Source organism: Caulobacter sp. GW821-FHT09B08 (genome assembly GCF_059418225.1).
Genome location: NZ_JBWKPL010000002.1, coordinates 55,452 through 69,276 on the forward strand (window position 1 = coordinate 55,452; position 13,825 = coordinate 69,276).

Below are 13,825 nucleotides of genomic sequence, written 5' to 3' on the forward strand. Positions count from 1 at the left end.
TTCGACCTGGCTTCGCGCCTCAATAAAAGAACCGCTCCTCCACGATCTTGCCGTCCTTGATCGTGTAGAGGCCGACCTCGTCCATGGTGATGCGTTCGCCCGTGGCCTTGGGCGTGAGGTCCATCTTGAAGCCGACCACGAACTGGTCGCCGTTGACGAACGGGCCGGTGACCTCGAAGCCGTGGACCTCGTTGTTGGCGGCCCACCATTCGCCCTTGCCGCGCACGGCGGCCTTGCCGGCGACGCGGGCCATGTCGCCGGGCATGGCCTCGATGCTGACCACGTCGTCGGCCCAGTATTTCTCGCCGGATTCGTCGAACTTGCCGGCCTTGCACATTTCGACCAGGTCGGCGGCGATCTCGTGAACGGTCATGATGGTGCTCCAGTTTAGGTGGCTTGGAGACCAGACATTGGCCTGCCGGAAGCTGCCGGCAAGGCGCGCCGCGCGCGTTGCTGACAGCGGGTGTCAGCAGGGACAGGCGAGGCGTTCCGGTCTAGCCTTCCGTCATGACTCACGCCCCGTTCTCCGGCTTCGCCCCCGCCGATCTCGCCTTCCTGACGGGCTTGGCGGCGCACAACGACCGCGAGTGGTTCACCGCCCACCGCGCCGTCTACGACGACCGCCTCAAGCCGACCCTGGCCGCCCTGATCGCGGACCTGAACGACGCCTTCGCCGCGCGCGGCCTGCCGCTGGCCGGCGATCCGAAGAAGAGCGTCTTCCGCATCCACCGCGACGTGCGCTTCTCCAAGGACAAGCGGCCCTACAAGACCCACGTCTCGGCCACATTGACCCGAGACGGCCAGAAACTGTCGCCGGGCCTGGTCTATGTGCATATCGAGCCGGAGGGCGGACCCCATCCGGCCTTCGACCCGGAGACCATCGACCCGCTGGACCCCTCGACCCTGCCGTCCGCCCAGGAGGCCGACGCGGGCTACGCCGGGACCGGACCGTTCGCGGCGGCGGGCTTCTATCTGTCCGAACGCCCCCACATCGACGCCTTCCGTCACGCCATCGTCGCCGCCCCCAAGGCGTGGTTGGCGGTGGAGAAGCATCTGGCCGTCAAGGGCCTGCCGCTGGAGCCAGGCGATCCGACCAAGCGCATGCCCAAGGGGTTCGAAGAGCATGCCGGCACGTCGCTGGAGCCGGCCCTCAAGCGCACCCGCTGGCTGGTTCGTCGGTCGCTGAGCGGCGAGGAGATCGGCGGCGGCGATCTGCCCGAAGCCATTGCCGACTTCGTGGCCGACGCGCGGCCGCTGCTGGACTTCGGCTGGAAAGCCCTGGCCTGAGGTCCCATCGCGACGGCGGACATGTGTCCCGTCGCGGCAAGCTTCCCTTTCGGCGCGCGGGCGACACTCTCTAGGATGGTCGCGAACCGAAGGGAGAGGGCATGCCGCAGGATAGGTCGCCGCCGATGCTTCGCAAGCTGCGGGGCGAGGCGGCCGCGTTGGGGGCGGACTCGGCCTATGCCGGGATGATCGACACCCTGCGCGGGTTCCTGGACGACCTGGCCCGTGCGAGCCTCGACGAGGAGACCGCCGCCGCCCTCGACCGCGACCTGCGCGCCTGGACCAAGCGTCTTCAGCCCCTGCGGGTGGACGAGACCGCCCAGATGTTCGGCCGGATCCAGGACACGCCCGGACGCGGCCAGGTGATGAGCCCCGCCTTCGCCATCGTCGAGCAGGACGAGACCTCGCTGCGGGCCAAGGTGATCTTCGGCCGCTACTTCCTGGGCGGCAACGGCGCGGCGCATGGCGGGGCGGTGGCGCTGCTGTTCGACGAGGTGCTGGGCGGCCCGGCCAATGCGGGCGTGGGGACCATGGCGCGCACGGCCTATCTGCACGTGAACTACCGCTCGATCACGCCGATAGGCGTCGAGCTGGAGGTCACGGCCTGGATCGAGTCCGTCGACGGCCGCAAGCGCATCGTGCGCGGCGAGCTGAAGCACGGCGACCGCCTGTGCGCCGACGCCGAGGGGCTGTTCCTGGAGCTGTTGCCGGGGCAGCAGTGACGTCTATCCCTAGCGGATAGCCAATGAAGTTGCGCGATTTCAATCGCTTGCATTTTTTTCGACCGAACTTGTCCCCGCCCTCCGGGGCCCCCGCATACTCATGACCATCCCGTCGCGGGGAGAGGGCGCTTGGATCCGGCCCGATGCGTGCGGCGGGTGCGATCGAGCGGGGCCCTTCGGCGGTGCGCGAGCACGGCCGGCGGGGCTTAATCAGAGGGCGGGGGACGTAAGCCCGCCCATCGGCGGTCCGTCGGAGGATCGCCGCCCGTCGTGGGGTTCGCTCCGGTCCTCGTTAGGCTCACTCCCGCCTCTGAAATCAAGCGGTGCACAGATCCAGGAGGAAACACCGGGTGGGGTGAAGGGCGGAAAAGGCCCGCGCGCCCCGGCCTTGCGGATAACGGTCGCGCGGGGCGTCCTGGCTTCGTCGAAACGGTAACTAGCTTCATTGCTCCGGGCGGGACCCGGCGCCCCGCGCCTCTCCATCTCGCTCCGCGCGCCGTCCGGCCCGTGGAGGCGAAGCCGTGCGTCCGATGCAGGAGATCGCCATGACCCCAAGCCCTCGCCGCAATCCGGAAAGCCTGAGGCCTCACCGCCAGGGCGGTCCCCGTCCGCCGCCGCCCGAGCCCACGCCGGCCGAGCGTCGCGCCGCCGCCAAGGCCGAGCGGGAGGCGCTGGCGGCGGCTGCCTTGGTGGAAAGGGGCATACGCGCGAAGATGAGACGCGCGCTCGAAAGGGCTCGGGGCGAGTTCCGTCGCCGGCGTGGCTGTCCGCCCGATGTTCACATGAACTATGTCCGGGCGCTGCGCAGCAACAGGGAGTGGTGCGGCGACGATGACCCCAACTGGCGGCCGCCGCGCTGGATGGAAGTCGGCTATGACCCGCAGGACCACCGCGAACTCTGGCTGGCGCGGATCCAGATGACAGAGGCGGCGCTCAGGGAACGTCCTTGGCCATGACGGCATTCCCCACCCATGCTCGCGCTCCTCCTCGACCTCTGCAACATCCTCGGCGGCTTCCTACTGGCCATCGGGCTTCTGGCCCTGATCCCCAACGCCGGCGACAACCTGACCCGGTTCGCCGAGCGGCTGGGCCCGTTCCGCTGGATCGTGGGCGTGGTCGCCCTGGTGTGCGGCGGCTACTTCCTGATTGTCCACCTGATCAGCGGTCCGCATGTCTTCCACTTCGAGGTGGTGGGCATCGCGGTGGGCGTGCTGCTCTTGTGGGATCGGCTGCGGGCCGGCCGGTTGGCGAACAGGGACTTGCCGGCCAGCGGGGCGCAGGGGCCGGGGCTGGTGCTGGCGGTGTTCGGGATCATCGCCATGATCGTGGGGCTGCAGGGCCTGTTCACCCCAGATTGACGCAGGGTGAGCGTCTCAATCGGACGTTAAGGCGGCGGGCGCAGACTCCGGGGCAATCCGCAAGCAAGGCGGAGCCCAGGAAAGAGCGTCATGTCCTCGACCGTGACCAACAGCTTTCGTCGTCCGCACGACCATTTCGAGCCGCAGGACACCGATCCCCAGACCCAGCGCCGCCTGCGCGGCCAGCTGGAGCAGATCGACTACACAGCCTTCGCATCCAATACGGCGGTGATCGCCCAGGTGGTCGGCAAGAGCGACTCCGGCAAGTTCCAGCGCATGGCCGTGGCCGCCGCCCAGGCCCGGGCCCGCTGGGTGGCCGAGGCCGTGGCCATGACCGAGGGCGGGCAGGCGATCACGCCCGAGCAGACGGCGCGCCTGGCGACCCTGCGCACGGCCTACGAGGAACTGGCCGAGGTGTACGAGGCCATGCGGCGCATGGTGGAGCGGGGCTATCTGACCTACAGCAACCCGCTGGTCACCGAAGGCGGCAACGCGGTGGCGCGTTAGGCGGATCGGGGACATGCCCTCGCGGCGTGTCCCCAAATTCAAGCGCCGAGCCCGCCGGTGGGGACACGCCGCAAGGGCATGTCCCCGGCCCCAGCGGATCAGGTCTAAGCGCTGACCTTGTCTCCCCGATGCAGCGGGTCGGGCAGGGGATCGCCGGCCTTCACGAACTGCAGCGACACCGAATTGATGCAGTAGCGCAGCCGGGTCGGGGCCGGGCCGTCGGGGAAGACGTGGCCCTGGTGGCTGTCGCAGCGGGCGCAGGTCGTCTCGATGCGCAGCATGCCGTAGGAGGTGTCGCGCACCTCCTTGACGTGCTCCTCGTCGAACGGAGCGTAGAAGCTGGGCCAGCCGGTGCCGCTCTCGAACTTGGTCCTGTACTCGAACAGCGGCAGGCCGCACTCGCGGCAGCAATAGACGCCGGGGTTCTTCTCGCCCAGCAGGCCGCCGCAGAACGGGGCCTCGGTGCCGTGATGCAGCAGGACGCGGGCTTCCTCGGCCGTCAGGTCGGCCTCCAGGCGTTCGCGTTCGGGCTCGGTCGGTGGGGTCAGGTCGAAGCCGGAGGCGGAGATGTGGGCTGTGTCGGTCATGCTCGGCAATTTAGGCATTCGGACCGTCCGCCGATAGGGGGCGGGCGGTTGCTGACAAGGCGCGGGCGAACGGAGCATAAGGCGGGGGCTCGCGTTTCCACGCCATCGTCCCGGAGAACCCCGCCATGACCATCGCCGTCGCTTTCCTGCAACCGGGCTGGGCCGACTGGGAGGCGGGGCAGGTGCTGGCCGCCCTGCGCGAGTACTATGGCGTCCAGATCGAGATCGCCACGCCGGACGGCGAGCCGCAGACCTCGATCGGCGGCGTGCTAGCGGCGGCCGACTACAGGTTCGCCGACCCGGTGCTGTCGGACGCCGACGTCTTCCTGCTGATCGGTTCGGACGCCTGGACCACCTACGACGACCCCGCCCTGTTCGGCCTGCTGCGCCAGGCCCTGGCCGACGGCAAGATCGTCGCCGCCATCTGCGCCGGCACGGTGGCCGTGGCCCGGGCCGGGCTGCTGGCGGGCAAGGCCCACACCTCCAACGACCGCGACTGGCTGGCCAAGGTCGCGCCCGGCTATGCCGGCGCCGAGGGCTATGTCGACACCCCCAAGGCGGTGACCGACGGCAAGCTGGTCACGGCCTCGGGCCTGGCCCCGGTGACCTTCAGCGCCGCCGTGGCTCGGCTGGTCGCGCCGGAAGCGGCTGAAAAGCATGATGAGTACGTGGCCATGTTCGCGCGGGAGTTCGGCTAGGCATGGGCCATGCTGCGCGCGCGAACGCCGCCCCGGCGGTGGATGGGCATTCATCGTTAGGGCGGTTTGTGGAAACCGGTATCATCGCCTAGGTCACGCTGCGGCGCCGTTGCAAACCGCCAATGGCCTGCTAGTTCGTGATCCAACAAGACAACGACGCGCGTAGGGGATTGCCGGGATGTTCAAGAAGCTGCTGATCGCCAATCGGGGCGAGATCGCGGTCCGGGTGATCAAGACCTGCCGCCGCCTGGGCATCAAGACGGTGGTCGTCTATTCCGACGCCGACGCCGACAGCCTGGCCGTCGAGATGGCCGACGAGACCGTCCACATCGGCGCCTCGCCCGCCAATCAGTCGTATCTGGTGGCCGACAAGATCATCGCCGCCTGCAAGCAGACCGGGGCCGAGGCCGTGCACCCGGGCTTCGGCTTCCTGTCCGAGAACGCCGGCTTCGCCCAGCGCTGCGCCGACGAGGGCGTGGTGTTCATCGGTCCCAACCCCGGCGCCATCCAGGCCATGGGCGACAAGATCGAGAGCAAGAAGTTCGCCCAGGCCGCCGGCGTCTCCTGCGTGCCCGGCCACATCGGCGAGATCGACGACACCGCTCACGCCGTGACGATCTCCGAGCAGATCGGCTATCCGGTCATGATCAAGGCCTCGGCCGGCGGCGGCGGTAAGGGCATTCGCGTGGCCTGGAACCGCCAGGACGTCGAGGAAGGTTTCCCGGCCGTGCGCGCCGAGGCCAAGTCCAGCTTCGGCGACGACCGCATCTTCATCGAGAAGTTCATCGAGAGCCCGCGCCACATCGAGATTCAGGTGCTTGGCGACAAGCACGGCAACGTGGTCCACCTGTTCGAGCGCGAATGCTCGATCCAGCGCCGCAACCAGAAGGTCATCGAGGAGGCGCCGAGCCCGCTGCTCGACGAGGCCACCCGCAACGCCATGGGCGCCCAGGCCGTGGCCCTGGCCAAGGCCGTGAACTACGATAGCGCCGGCACGGTGGAGTTCGTGGCCGGCCAGGACAAGAGCTTCTACTTCCTGGAAATGAACACCCGCCTGCAGGTGGAACACCCGGTCACCGAACTGATCACGGGCCTGGACCTGGTCGAGCAGATGATCCGCTCGGCCTACGGGGAGAAGATGGCGTTCGGCCAGGGCGACCTGAAGATCAACGGCTGGGCCATCGAAAGCCGCATCTACGCCGAGGATCCCTACCGCAAGTTCCTGCCCAGCATCGGCCGCTTGGTCCGCTACGACCCGCCCGCCGAGGGCGAGCACGGCGACTACAAGGTCCGCAACGACGCCGGCGTCCGCGAGGGCGACGAGATCTCGATGTACTACGACCCGATGATCTCCAAGCTCTGCACCTGGGCCCCGACGCGCCTGGGCGCCATCGACGGCATGGGCCGGGCGCTGGAGGACTTCCACATCGAGGGCCTGGGCCAGAACATCCCGTTCCTGGCCGCGGTGATGGACCAGGAGCGCTTCCGCTCGGGCAAGATCTCGACCAACTACATCAAGGACGAGTTCGCCGAGGGCTTCAAAGGCGTCGAGCCCACGCCCGAGCAGGTCGACATCCTGACCGCCGTGGGTGCGGCCATGCAGCGGGTCTATGCCGCTCGCGCCCGCAACACCGACGCGGGCCTGTCCAACCCGGTCCGCACCGAATGGGTGGTGGCCGTGGGTCACGCCAAGCGACCGGTGAAGCTGTCGGGCGAGAACGGCGGCCTGACCGTCGAACTGACCGGCGAGGGGCGCACCCTCCGGCTGGAGACCGTCGACTGGCGTCCGGGCAAGCCGGTGTTCAAGGGCACGCTGGGCGGCAAGGCCTTCACGGTGCAGGTGACCCCCGCCGCCGAGGGCTTCGTGATCCGCCACCGCGCGGCCAAGGCCAAGGTGCTGGTCCTGACCCCGCGTAGCGCCGAGCTGCACGACAAGCTGCCCGAGAAGCAGGCCGCCGACACCTCCAAGCTGGTGCTGTCGCCGATGCCGGGCCTGGTGGTCAGCATGGACGTCACCGCCGGCCAGCAGGTCCGCGAGGGCGAAGTCGTCTGCGTGCTGGAAGCCATGAAGATGCAGAACATCATCCGCGCCGAGCGCGACGGGGTGGTGAAAGCCGTCAACGCCAAGGGCGGCGACCCGGTGGCCGCCGACGAGGTGCTGGTGGAGTTCGCCTAGGCGTGCTGATCTCCCCAACGTTGAGTTGGGGGAGAGATTCGATGACCATCACGCAGAAGCTGTTCTCGTTCCAAGGCCGCCTGCGCCGCCGGGACTACTGGCTGATGAGCCTCCTGGTCGGGGCCGTCATGCTGGTGGCCTACATCCTGGCGGCCGCTTTCGGCGTCGACATCACCAAGGAGTCGACGGAGTCGACGCTGGTGCAACTGGGCGTCAGCCTGCTGATGGCCTGGCCCAGCCTGGCGATCGGCGCCAAGCGCTGCCACGACCGCAACCAGAGCGCCTGGTGGCTGCTGCTGACGCTGATCCCCATCGTCGGCGGGTTCTGGAGCCTGATCAACCTGGGCATTCTGGACGGTACTCAGGGCCACAACCGTTTCGGGCCGTCGCCCAAGGGCATCGGCGGCGGCGATCCGGCGCTGGCGGACGTCTTCGCCTAGGGGCTGGGTCTTCCGTCGTGCCGCGACGCGGCTTAGGTTCGGGGCCAGACTTGAGGGGCCTTCCTGAATGAACGATCGCGCGGAGTGGTGGGACCTGTTCGTCTCGGCGCAGGGCCGGACGGCGCGGGGGCCATTCCTGATGGCCACGGCGGCGCTGCTGGTCTTCGCGGTCTGCTACGAGTCGTTCGACATCACCCTGCATCTGCTGACCGGCTGGGTGATCTATCCGCCGCTGCTGTTCTTCGCGACCTGCGTGCTGTCGCGGCGCCTGCACGACCGGGGGCGGTCGGGCTGGTGGGCGGCGCTGATCCTGCTATCGGTGGTCGCCATCTGGCCCACGCCCAAGCATTTCTTCGACTTCGTGTTCACCGCCGTCGTGGTCTGGGCGATCGTCGAGCTGGGCGTGATGCCGGGCGAGCAGGGGGCCAACCGCTACGGCCCCAACCCGCTGAAACCGGCGACGGCCTCGGTCTAGACCGGCGGCTCGGCGGCTTCCACCGGGCCGAACACCCGCGTGAAGCTGGCGCGCAGGGCCTCGTCGGCCTCGTCCATGGTCACCGGCAGGCCCAGGTCCACCAGGCTGGTGACGCCGTGCTCGGTCTGGCCGCAGGGCACGATGCCGGTGAAGTGCTCCAGGTCCGGCTCCACGTTCAGGCTGATCCCGTGGAAGCTGACCCACTTGCGCAGCTTCACCCCGATGGCGGCGATCTTGTCCTCGCGCGACCAGCCCGGACCCTTGCGCTCGACCCAGACCCCGACCCGGCCCTCGCGCATCTCGCCCGTCACGTTGAAGGCGGCCAGGGCGTCGATGATCCAGGCTTCCAGGGCCTCGACGAAGGCGCGTACGTCGCGGCCGCGCTTGGTCATGTCCAGCATCACATAGGCCACCCGCTGGCCGGGGCCGTGATAGGTGTACTGGCCGCCCCGGCCGCTGGCGAAGACCGGGAACCGGTCGGGCGCGATCAGGTCCGTGGCCTTGGCCGAGACCCCGCCGGTGTAGAGCGGCGGATGCTCCAGCAGCCACACCAGCTCGCCCGCCGTACCCTCGGCGATGGCGGCGGCGCGGGCCTCCATGGCGGCAACGGCTGCCGGGTAGGGCACGTACCCGGTCGAAACCGCCCACCCCACGGGCGGGCCGTCCAGGCTCTCCAGTCGCGGAAGCGCTTTGTTTTCAGGGGTTAACGGGCGATCAAGCATGCGGCCTTAGTCTTGCATCGGATGGCGCGCGACCGAGCGTGGTCGCGTGTGAAATCCAGGGACTTACTTCGTGAGCCAGGTCAACGCCGTCAATGTCGAGATTTCCGTTCTTCTGGGACGCTCGATCCTGCCGATGCAGCAGCTGCTGCGCATGGGCCGTGGCGCGGTGATCCCGCTGGACGCCAAGACCAACGACGAGGTCTGGATCCTGGCCAACAACCACCCCATCGCCCGGGGCGAGATCCAGATCAGCGACGACCGCATCGCCATCCAGGTGACCCGCGCCGCCGACGTCTACGACTACATGGCCGGCGGCTCCTAACGGCCAATAGAGCGCGGTTCGGCATTTCCGAACTTCGCGCTTTCCAAATCGGACTCAGTTTGCTACCTGCCGCGCCTCACCACGAGCGGTCGTGGCGGAATTGGTAGACGCGCAGCGTTGAGGTCGCTGTGGGGCAACCCGTGGAAGTTCGAGTCTTCTCGACCGCACCAAGGTGACAACGGCTAGAGCGCTTCCGGCGAAATCGGTTTCCGACTCGTCAGGGGCGCTCTAACCATTTCCGGGGAAGGGCTTGGCCCTTCGCAGCTTCAGGTCAACGCGCAGGACGCACGTCTTACGAACTCAGGAGGTCCCAATGTCCCGGGAAACAGCCGACCTGACCGAAGACCCGCGCCACAACCTGAACATCCCCGAGCCGGATGCGGTCGAGGATCTGGAAGACCTCGCCCTCGGCGACGACTACGCCCTCAATCCCGAATACGTCGAGATGGTCATCGACGCGGCCGACCGCGGCGACACCGCGCGCCTGCGCGAGCTGGTCCATGCGCTGGAGCCCGCCGACGTCGCCGACCTGATGGGCTTCCTGTCGGCCGGCTACCGCGAAGAGGTGATCCCGGTCCTGGATCCGGAATGGCTGGGCGAGATCATCGCCGAGCTGGACGACAACCTGCGCGAGGAGGTGTTGGAAGCCACGCCGTCCGACACCCTGGCCAAGGCGCTGGAGGAACTGGATTCCGACGACGCCGCCGACGTCATCGACGACCTGGACGAGGGCAAGCGCGCCCAGGTTCTGGCCGCCATGGACGAGGGCGACCGCGCGGCCATCGAGACCACCCTATCCTACGAGGACGAGACGGCCGGCCGCCTGATGCAGCGCGAGTTCCTGGCCGCGCCCCAGTTCTGGACCGTGGGCCAGACCATCGACCACGTGCGCGAGTTCGGCGACCACCTGCCTGAGCTGTTCTTCGACGTCTATGTGGTCGATCCGGCCTATACGCCGGTCGGCGCCCTGCCGATCAGCCTGCTGCTGACCAGCAAGCTGGAGACGCCCCTGGCCGAGATCATGGAGCCGGTGACCGAGATCACCGTCGACATGGACCAGGAAGAGGTCGCCTACATCTTCGACAAGTACCACCTGATCAGCGCCCCGGTCGTGGAGGCCGGCGGGCGGCTGGTGGGCCAGATCACCGTCGACGACATCGTCGGCGTCATCCGCGAAGAGGCGGAAGAAGACATCCTGGCCCTGGCCGGGGTGAGCGACGCCGGCCGCGACGCCAATGTCGTGGAGATCGTCCGGGCGCGCCTGCCGTGGCTGCTGTTGAACCTCGTCACCGCCACCATCGCCGTCAGCGGCGTGGCCGTGTTCCAGGGCGAGATCGCCCAGCTGGTGGCCCTGGCCATCCTGATGCCGATCGTCTCGTCCCTGGGCGGCAACGCCGGCACCCAGACCCTGGCCGTGGCCGTGCGCGCCCTGGCCAGCAAGGAGCTGACCACGGCCAACGCCCGCCGGATCATCCTGCGCGAGCTCCTGGTGGGCGTGGTCAACGGCTGCACCCTGGCCGTGGTCATGGGCACGGCGACCTATCTGTTCTTCGGTCCGGCCGACCATCACGGCAAGCTGGCGATCATTGTGGCCCTGGCCCTGATCACCAACATCTTCACGGCCGCGGCCGGCGGGGTGCTGGCGCCATTGGCCCTGGCCAAGATGGGACGCGACCCGGCGGTGTCGTCGTCGATCTTCGTGACCTTCCTGACCGACTTCACCGGCTTCTTCGCGGTGCTGCTGATCGCGGCGCTGCTGTTGCACTGAGGGTGTAGGAAGAGACGGTCGACCCGGACGCGGCGGCGCGAATCCGCTAGGCGCGGCGTTTGTTTCGACAAGAGCGGGCCAGAAGGCCCGGCAAGTGGCGCGAACGGCGCCCATCTTGCGCGGAGCACCTCGAACGCATCCGCGTCTGTCTCAAACTGGGTCATTCTTGGCGATGAAACCGCGCTATCAGGTCTCCCGCGCCGCCGTCGATCTCATCAAGAGGTTCGAGGGTTATCGGATGAAAGCCGCGCAGCTGCCCGACGGCCGCTGGACGCTGGGCTATGGCCACACCCTGACCGCCCGAGCCGGGGCTTCTGTCTCGGAACAGGACGCCGAGGCCCTGCTGCTCTACGACCTGATCACGGTAGCCCATGCGGTCAACGAGAACACCTACACGCCGCTGAACCAGAACCAGTTCGACGCACTGGTCTGTTTCGCCTTCAACATCGGCACCGAGAACTTCATCCGCTCGGCCGTGCTGCGCCGCCTGAACGAGGGCGGGCTGCTGCAGGCCGCCAGCGCCATGGAGCTGTGGCGCAAGGCCGACTTCGAAGGCGAGCGGATCGTCATCGACGCCCTGGTGCGCCGCCGCGCGGCCGAGCGGGCCCTGTTCCTGACGCCGACCGACGGCGACTGGGTGGCCGCGCCCAGCTCGGTCCTGCGTCCCAAGATCGACCACGACGCCAGCAACCTGGTGCCGGTCCAGACGCCGACAGCGATCACCACGCCGCTGGAAGGCGACAAGGCCGTGGCCCTGCGCGATGCGACCGCCACGCCGGTGCTGCCGGGCGTCGGTCCCAGCGCCAGCGAGCAGGCCGCCGCCGCCGTGGGCGCGCGCCTGGAGGCCATCCTGCCCGACGAGGCGCCGGTCGCGCCCGTGCGGCCGCTGGCGGCTCCGGCGCCCGCCCAGGACCTGGTCCTGCCCGAGCCGCCGGTTCCGGCCGCCGCCGCGCCGTCGCCCTTCGTCTATCCGACGCCCGAACCCCTGACGGTGGAGCCCTCGGCCGAGCCGGTCGCGCCGTTCCGCCTGACGCCGGAAGAGCCCGCGCCGGCCGAACCGACCTTCCCGACGCCTCAGCCCGTGGCGGAGGCCCCGGCCGCCGCCGAGCCCACCCTGTTCGAGGCGGTTCGTCCGACGACTGGCGGCTCGCTGTTCAATCTGGGCGGCTTCTCCACCAGCGGCGGCGTGGACCTGGAACCCCAGGACGTCTCGTTCGGCGAGGCCCAGCCGCACGCCTTCGGCGGCGTGACCCTGCTGGTCAGCCTGGGCCTGCTGGGCCTGGGCCTGTTCGGCGGCGGCATCGTCTGGAACCTGGCGGTGGGCGGCGACGAGGGCTTCTCGGCCGTGCGCATGTTCGGCTGGGGCGCCAGCGTCATCGGCATGATCTGCTTCGCCACCTCGGCCTATCTCCTGATGCGCCACCTGGGCGATCCCGAGCCGCAGAACGAAGACTAGACCCCGATCATCGGGATCGACGCATGGAACGCCCGCGGGTCTGCTTGATCCGCGGGCGTTTGTGCTATGCACTTGCCCATGACGAACCAAACCGCACCCTCGATGGACTTCGCGCTGGGCGAGACGGCCGACGCGATCCGCGACACCACGGCCCGTTTCGCGGCCGACCGCATCGCCCCGATCGCCGCCGAGATCGACGCCACCAACACCTTCCCGCGCGACCTGTGGGTCCCGATGGGCGACCTGGGCCTGCACGGCATCACGGTCGAGGAAGAGTTCGGCGGCCTGGGCCTAGGCTATCTCGAGCACGTGATCGCCATGGAGGAGGTCTCCCGCGCCTCGGCTTCGGTGGGCTTGAGCTACGGCGCCCACTCCAACCTCTGCGTCAACCAGATCCGCCGTTGGGCCAATCCGGAGCAGAAGCAGCGCTACCTGCCCAAGCTGATCAGCGGCGAGCACGTCGGCTCGCTGGCCATGAGCGAGGCCGGGGCCGGGTCGGACGTGGTGTCGATGAAGCTGAAGGCCGAGCAGGTCGGCGACCGTTATGTGCTGAACGGCACGAAGTTCTGGATCACCAACGCCCCGCACGCAGACACCCTGGTGGTCTACGCCAAGACGGACGAGCGCCGGATCACCGCCTTCCTGATCGAGAAGGGCATGAAGGGCTTCAGCGTCTCCAAGAAGCTGGACAAGATGGGCATGCGTGGGTCCGACACCGCCGAACTGGTGTTCGAGGACTGCGAGGTTCCGGAAGAGAACGTGCTGGGTCCGGTGGGCGGCGGTGTGGGCGTGCTGATGAGCGGCCTCGACTACGAACGCGCCGTGCTCAGCGCCGGTCCGCTGGGCATCATGCAGGCGTGCCTCGACATGGTGCTGCCCTATGTGCGCGAGCGCAAGCAGTTCGGCCAGGCCATCGGCTCGTTCCAGCTGATGCAGGGCAAGGTGGCCGACATGTACGTGGCCCTGAACTCGGCCCGGGCCTATGTCTACGCCGTGGCGCGGGCCTGCGACGCGGGCAAGACCACGCGGTTCGACGCGGCGGGCGCGATCCTGATGGCGTCCGAGAACGCCGTGAAGGTGTCGCTGGAGGCCATCCAGGCCCTGGGCGGCGCGGGCTACACCAAGGAGTGGCCGGTGGAACGCTTCCTGCGCGACGCCAAGCTCTACGACATCGGCGCGGGGACCAACGAGATCCGGCGGTTCCTGATCGGGCGGGAGCTGGTGGGAGGCTAAATCCTCCCCCTCTGGGGGAGGTGGCCCAGAGGGTCGGAGGGGGTCTTGCCGCCGCGGGGGGGGGGGGGGGGGGG

The 13,825-nt window shown here is 68.7% G+C and carries 16 protein-coding genes and 1 tRNA gene; 14 read left to right on the forward strand and 3 right to left on the reverse strand.

Translation table 11 applies throughout. The features are described from left to right. Window positions 1-19: 19 nt before the first annotated feature. Window positions 20-373: a SnoaL-like domain-containing protein gene (locus AC07OA_RS06540; protein WP_494662982.1), complete on the reverse strand. Its 354-nt coding sequence runs from the start codon at window positions 371-373 to the stop codon at window positions 20-22. Between the two features lie 134 nt (window positions 374-507). Between AC07OA_RS06540 and AC07OA_RS06545 the strand changes: the two genes are divergently transcribed. The 5 genes from AC07OA_RS06545 (at window position 508) to AC07OA_RS06565 (ending at window position 3,874) form a co-directional block, all read left to right on the forward strand. Continuing rightward, window positions 508-1,287: a DUF2461 domain-containing protein gene (locus AC07OA_RS06545; RefSeq protein ID WP_494662983.1), complete on the forward strand. Its 780-nt coding sequence runs from the start codon at window positions 508-510 to the stop codon at window positions 1,285-1,287. Window positions 1,288-1,388: 101 nt separating this feature from the next. Next, entirely contained in the window at window positions 1,389-2,009 is a 621-nt protein-coding gene (locus tag AC07OA_RS06550) for a hotdog domain-containing protein (RefSeq protein ID WP_494662984.1), read from the forward strand. Window positions 2,010-2,539: 530 nt separating this feature from the next. Then, on the forward strand, window positions 2,540-2,965 hold the full coding sequence (locus tag AC07OA_RS06555; RefSeq protein WP_494662985.1) for a hypothetical protein: 426 nt from the start codon (window positions 2,540-2,542) through the stop codon (window positions 2,963-2,965). Window positions 2,966-2,980: 15 nt separating this feature from the next. After that, complete coding sequence (locus tag AC07OA_RS06560; protein ID WP_494662986.1) at window positions 2,981-3,367, forward strand: hypothetical protein; 387 nt, start codon at window positions 2,981-2,983, stop codon at window positions 3,365-3,367. A gap of 90 nt (window positions 3,368-3,457) precedes the next feature. Then, window positions 3,458-3,874: a hypothetical protein gene (locus AC07OA_RS06565; RefSeq protein WP_494662987.1), complete on the forward strand. Its 417-nt coding sequence runs from the start codon at window positions 3,458-3,460 to the stop codon at window positions 3,872-3,874. 104 nt (window positions 3,875-3,978) lie between these two features. Here AC07OA_RS06565 and msrB read toward each other — a convergent pair whose 3' ends face one another. After that, window positions 3,979-4,461, reverse strand: a complete 483-nt coding sequence (msrB, locus tag AC07OA_RS06570; protein WP_494662988.1) for a peptide-methionine (R)-S-oxide reductase MsrB — start codon at window positions 4,459-4,461, stop codon at window positions 3,979-3,981. Window positions 4,462-4,586: 125 nt separating this feature from the next. Here msrB and AC07OA_RS06575 point away from each other — a divergent pair, with 125 nt between their 5' ends. The 4 genes from AC07OA_RS06575 to AC07OA_RS06590 all read left to right on the forward strand — a co-directional run bounded on the left by AC07OA_RS06575 (window position 4,587) and on the right by AC07OA_RS06590 (window position 8,250). Next, window positions 4,587-5,159, forward strand: coding sequence for a DJ-1/PfpI family protein (locus AC07OA_RS06575; protein WP_494662989.1), 573 nt, complete (start codon window positions 4,587-4,589; stop codon window positions 5,157-5,159). Between the two features lie 178 nt (window positions 5,160-5,337). Continuing rightward, window positions 5,338-7,335, forward strand: a complete 1,998-nt coding sequence (locus AC07OA_RS06580) for an acetyl-CoA carboxylase biotin carboxylase subunit (protein ID WP_494662990.1) — start codon at window positions 5,338-5,340, stop codon at window positions 7,333-7,335. 41 nt (window positions 7,336-7,376) lie between these two features. Next, a complete protein-coding gene (locus tag AC07OA_RS06585; protein WP_494662991.1) occupies window positions 7,377-7,775 on the forward strand; it encodes a DUF805 domain-containing protein in 399 nt (132 codons plus the stop codon). Window positions 7,776-7,842: 67 nt separating this feature from the next. Next, entirely contained in the window at window positions 7,843-8,250 is a 408-nt protein-coding gene (locus AC07OA_RS06590) for a DUF805 domain-containing protein (RefSeq protein ID WP_494662992.1), read from the forward strand. On the opposite strand, the gene lipB is transcribed toward AC07OA_RS06590, so the two are convergent. Then, window positions 8,247-8,972, reverse strand: coding sequence for a lipoyl(octanoyl) transferase LipB (gene lipB, locus AC07OA_RS06595; protein ID WP_494662993.1), 726 nt, complete (start codon window positions 8,970-8,972; stop codon window positions 8,247-8,249). The genes AC07OA_RS06590 and lipB overlap by 4 nt on opposite strands. Window positions 8,973-9,042: 70 nt before the next feature. Here lipB and AC07OA_RS06600 point away from each other — a divergent pair, with 70 nt between their 5' ends. The 5 genes from AC07OA_RS06600 to AC07OA_RS06620 all read left to right on the forward strand — a co-directional run bounded on the left by AC07OA_RS06600 (window position 9,043) and on the right by AC07OA_RS06620 (window position 13,751). After that, entirely contained in the window at window positions 9,043-9,294 is a 252-nt protein-coding gene (locus AC07OA_RS06600) for a FliM/FliN family flagellar motor switch protein (RefSeq protein WP_012287186.1), read from the forward strand. A gap of 85 nt (window positions 9,295-9,379) precedes the next feature. Beyond that, window positions 9,380-9,464: transfer RNA gene (locus tag AC07OA_RS06605), tRNA-Leu, on the forward strand. A 143-nt stretch (window positions 9,465-9,607) separates the two neighbouring features. Next, window positions 9,608-11,062: a magnesium transporter gene (mgtE, locus tag AC07OA_RS06610; protein WP_494662994.1), complete on the forward strand. Its 1,455-nt coding sequence runs from the start codon at window positions 9,608-9,610 to the stop codon at window positions 11,060-11,062. A gap of 172 nt (window positions 11,063-11,234) precedes the next feature. Continuing rightward, entirely contained in the window at window positions 11,235-12,518 is a 1,284-nt protein-coding gene (spmX, locus tag AC07OA_RS06615) for a lysozyme-family localization factor SpmX (RefSeq protein ID WP_494662995.1), read from the forward strand. A 78-nt stretch (window positions 12,519-12,596) separates the two neighbouring features. Then, window positions 12,597-13,751, forward strand: a complete 1,155-nt coding sequence (locus AC07OA_RS06620; protein ID WP_494662996.1) for an isovaleryl-CoA dehydrogenase — start codon at window positions 12,597-12,599, stop codon at window positions 13,749-13,751. Window positions 13,752-13,825: the final 74 nt, after the last annotated feature.

Excerpts from the sequence above, each read along its gene's own strand:
- AC07OA_RS06550 (WP_494662984.1), top strand. The coding sequence starts at position 1,389 with ATGCCGCAGGATAGGTCGCCGCCGATGCTTCGCAAGCTGCGGGGCGAG.
- AC07OA_RS06555 (WP_494662985.1), top strand. The coding sequence starts at position 2,540 with ATGCAGGAGATCGCCATGACCCCAAGCCCTCGCCGCAATCCGGAAAGC.
- AC07OA_RS06620 (WP_494662996.1), top strand. The coding sequence starts at position 12,597 with ATGACGAACCAAACCGCACCCTCGATGGACTTCGCGCTGGGCGAGACG.
- lipB (WP_494662993.1), bottom strand. The coding sequence starts at position 8,972 with ATGCTTGATCGCCCGTTAACCCCTGAAAACAAAGCGCTTCCGCGACTG.
- AC07OA_RS06580 (WP_494662990.1), top strand. The coding sequence starts at position 5,338 with ATGTTCAAGAAGCTGCTGATCGCCAATCGGGGCGAGATCGCGGTCCGG.
- AC07OA_RS06575 (WP_494662989.1), top strand. The coding sequence starts at position 4,587 with ATGACCATCGCCGTCGCTTTCCTGCAACCGGGCTGGGCCGACTGGGAG.
- AC07OA_RS06545 (WP_494662983.1), top strand. The coding sequence starts at position 508 with ATGACTCACGCCCCGTTCTCCGGCTTCGCCCCCGCCGATCTCGCCTTC.
- spmX (WP_494662995.1), top strand. The coding sequence starts at position 11,235 with ATGAAACCGCGCTATCAGGTCTCCCGCGCCGCCGTCGATCTCATCAAG.
- AC07OA_RS06585 (WP_494662991.1), top strand. The coding sequence starts at position 7,377 with ATGACCATCACGCAGAAGCTGTTCTCGTTCCAAGGCCGCCTGCGCCGC.
- AC07OA_RS06540 (WP_494662982.1), bottom strand. The coding sequence starts at position 373 with ATGACCGTTCACGAGATCGCCGCCGACCTGGTCGAAATGTGCAAGGCC.
- AC07OA_RS06590 (WP_494662992.1), top strand. The coding sequence starts at position 7,843 with ATGAACGATCGCGCGGAGTGGTGGGACCTGTTCGTCTCGGCGCAGGGC.
- AC07OA_RS06565 (WP_494662987.1), top strand. The coding sequence starts at position 3,458 with ATGTCCTCGACCGTGACCAACAGCTTTCGTCGTCCGCACGACCATTTC.
- AC07OA_RS06560 (WP_494662986.1), top strand. The coding sequence starts at position 2,981 with ATGCTCGCGCTCCTCCTCGACCTCTGCAACATCCTCGGCGGCTTCCTA.
- mgtE (WP_494662994.1), top strand. The coding sequence starts at position 9,608 with ATGTCCCGGGAAACAGCCGACCTGACCGAAGACCCGCGCCACAACCTG.
- msrB (WP_494662988.1), bottom strand. The coding sequence starts at position 4,461 with ATGACCGACACAGCCCACATCTCCGCCTCCGGCTTCGACCTGACCCCA.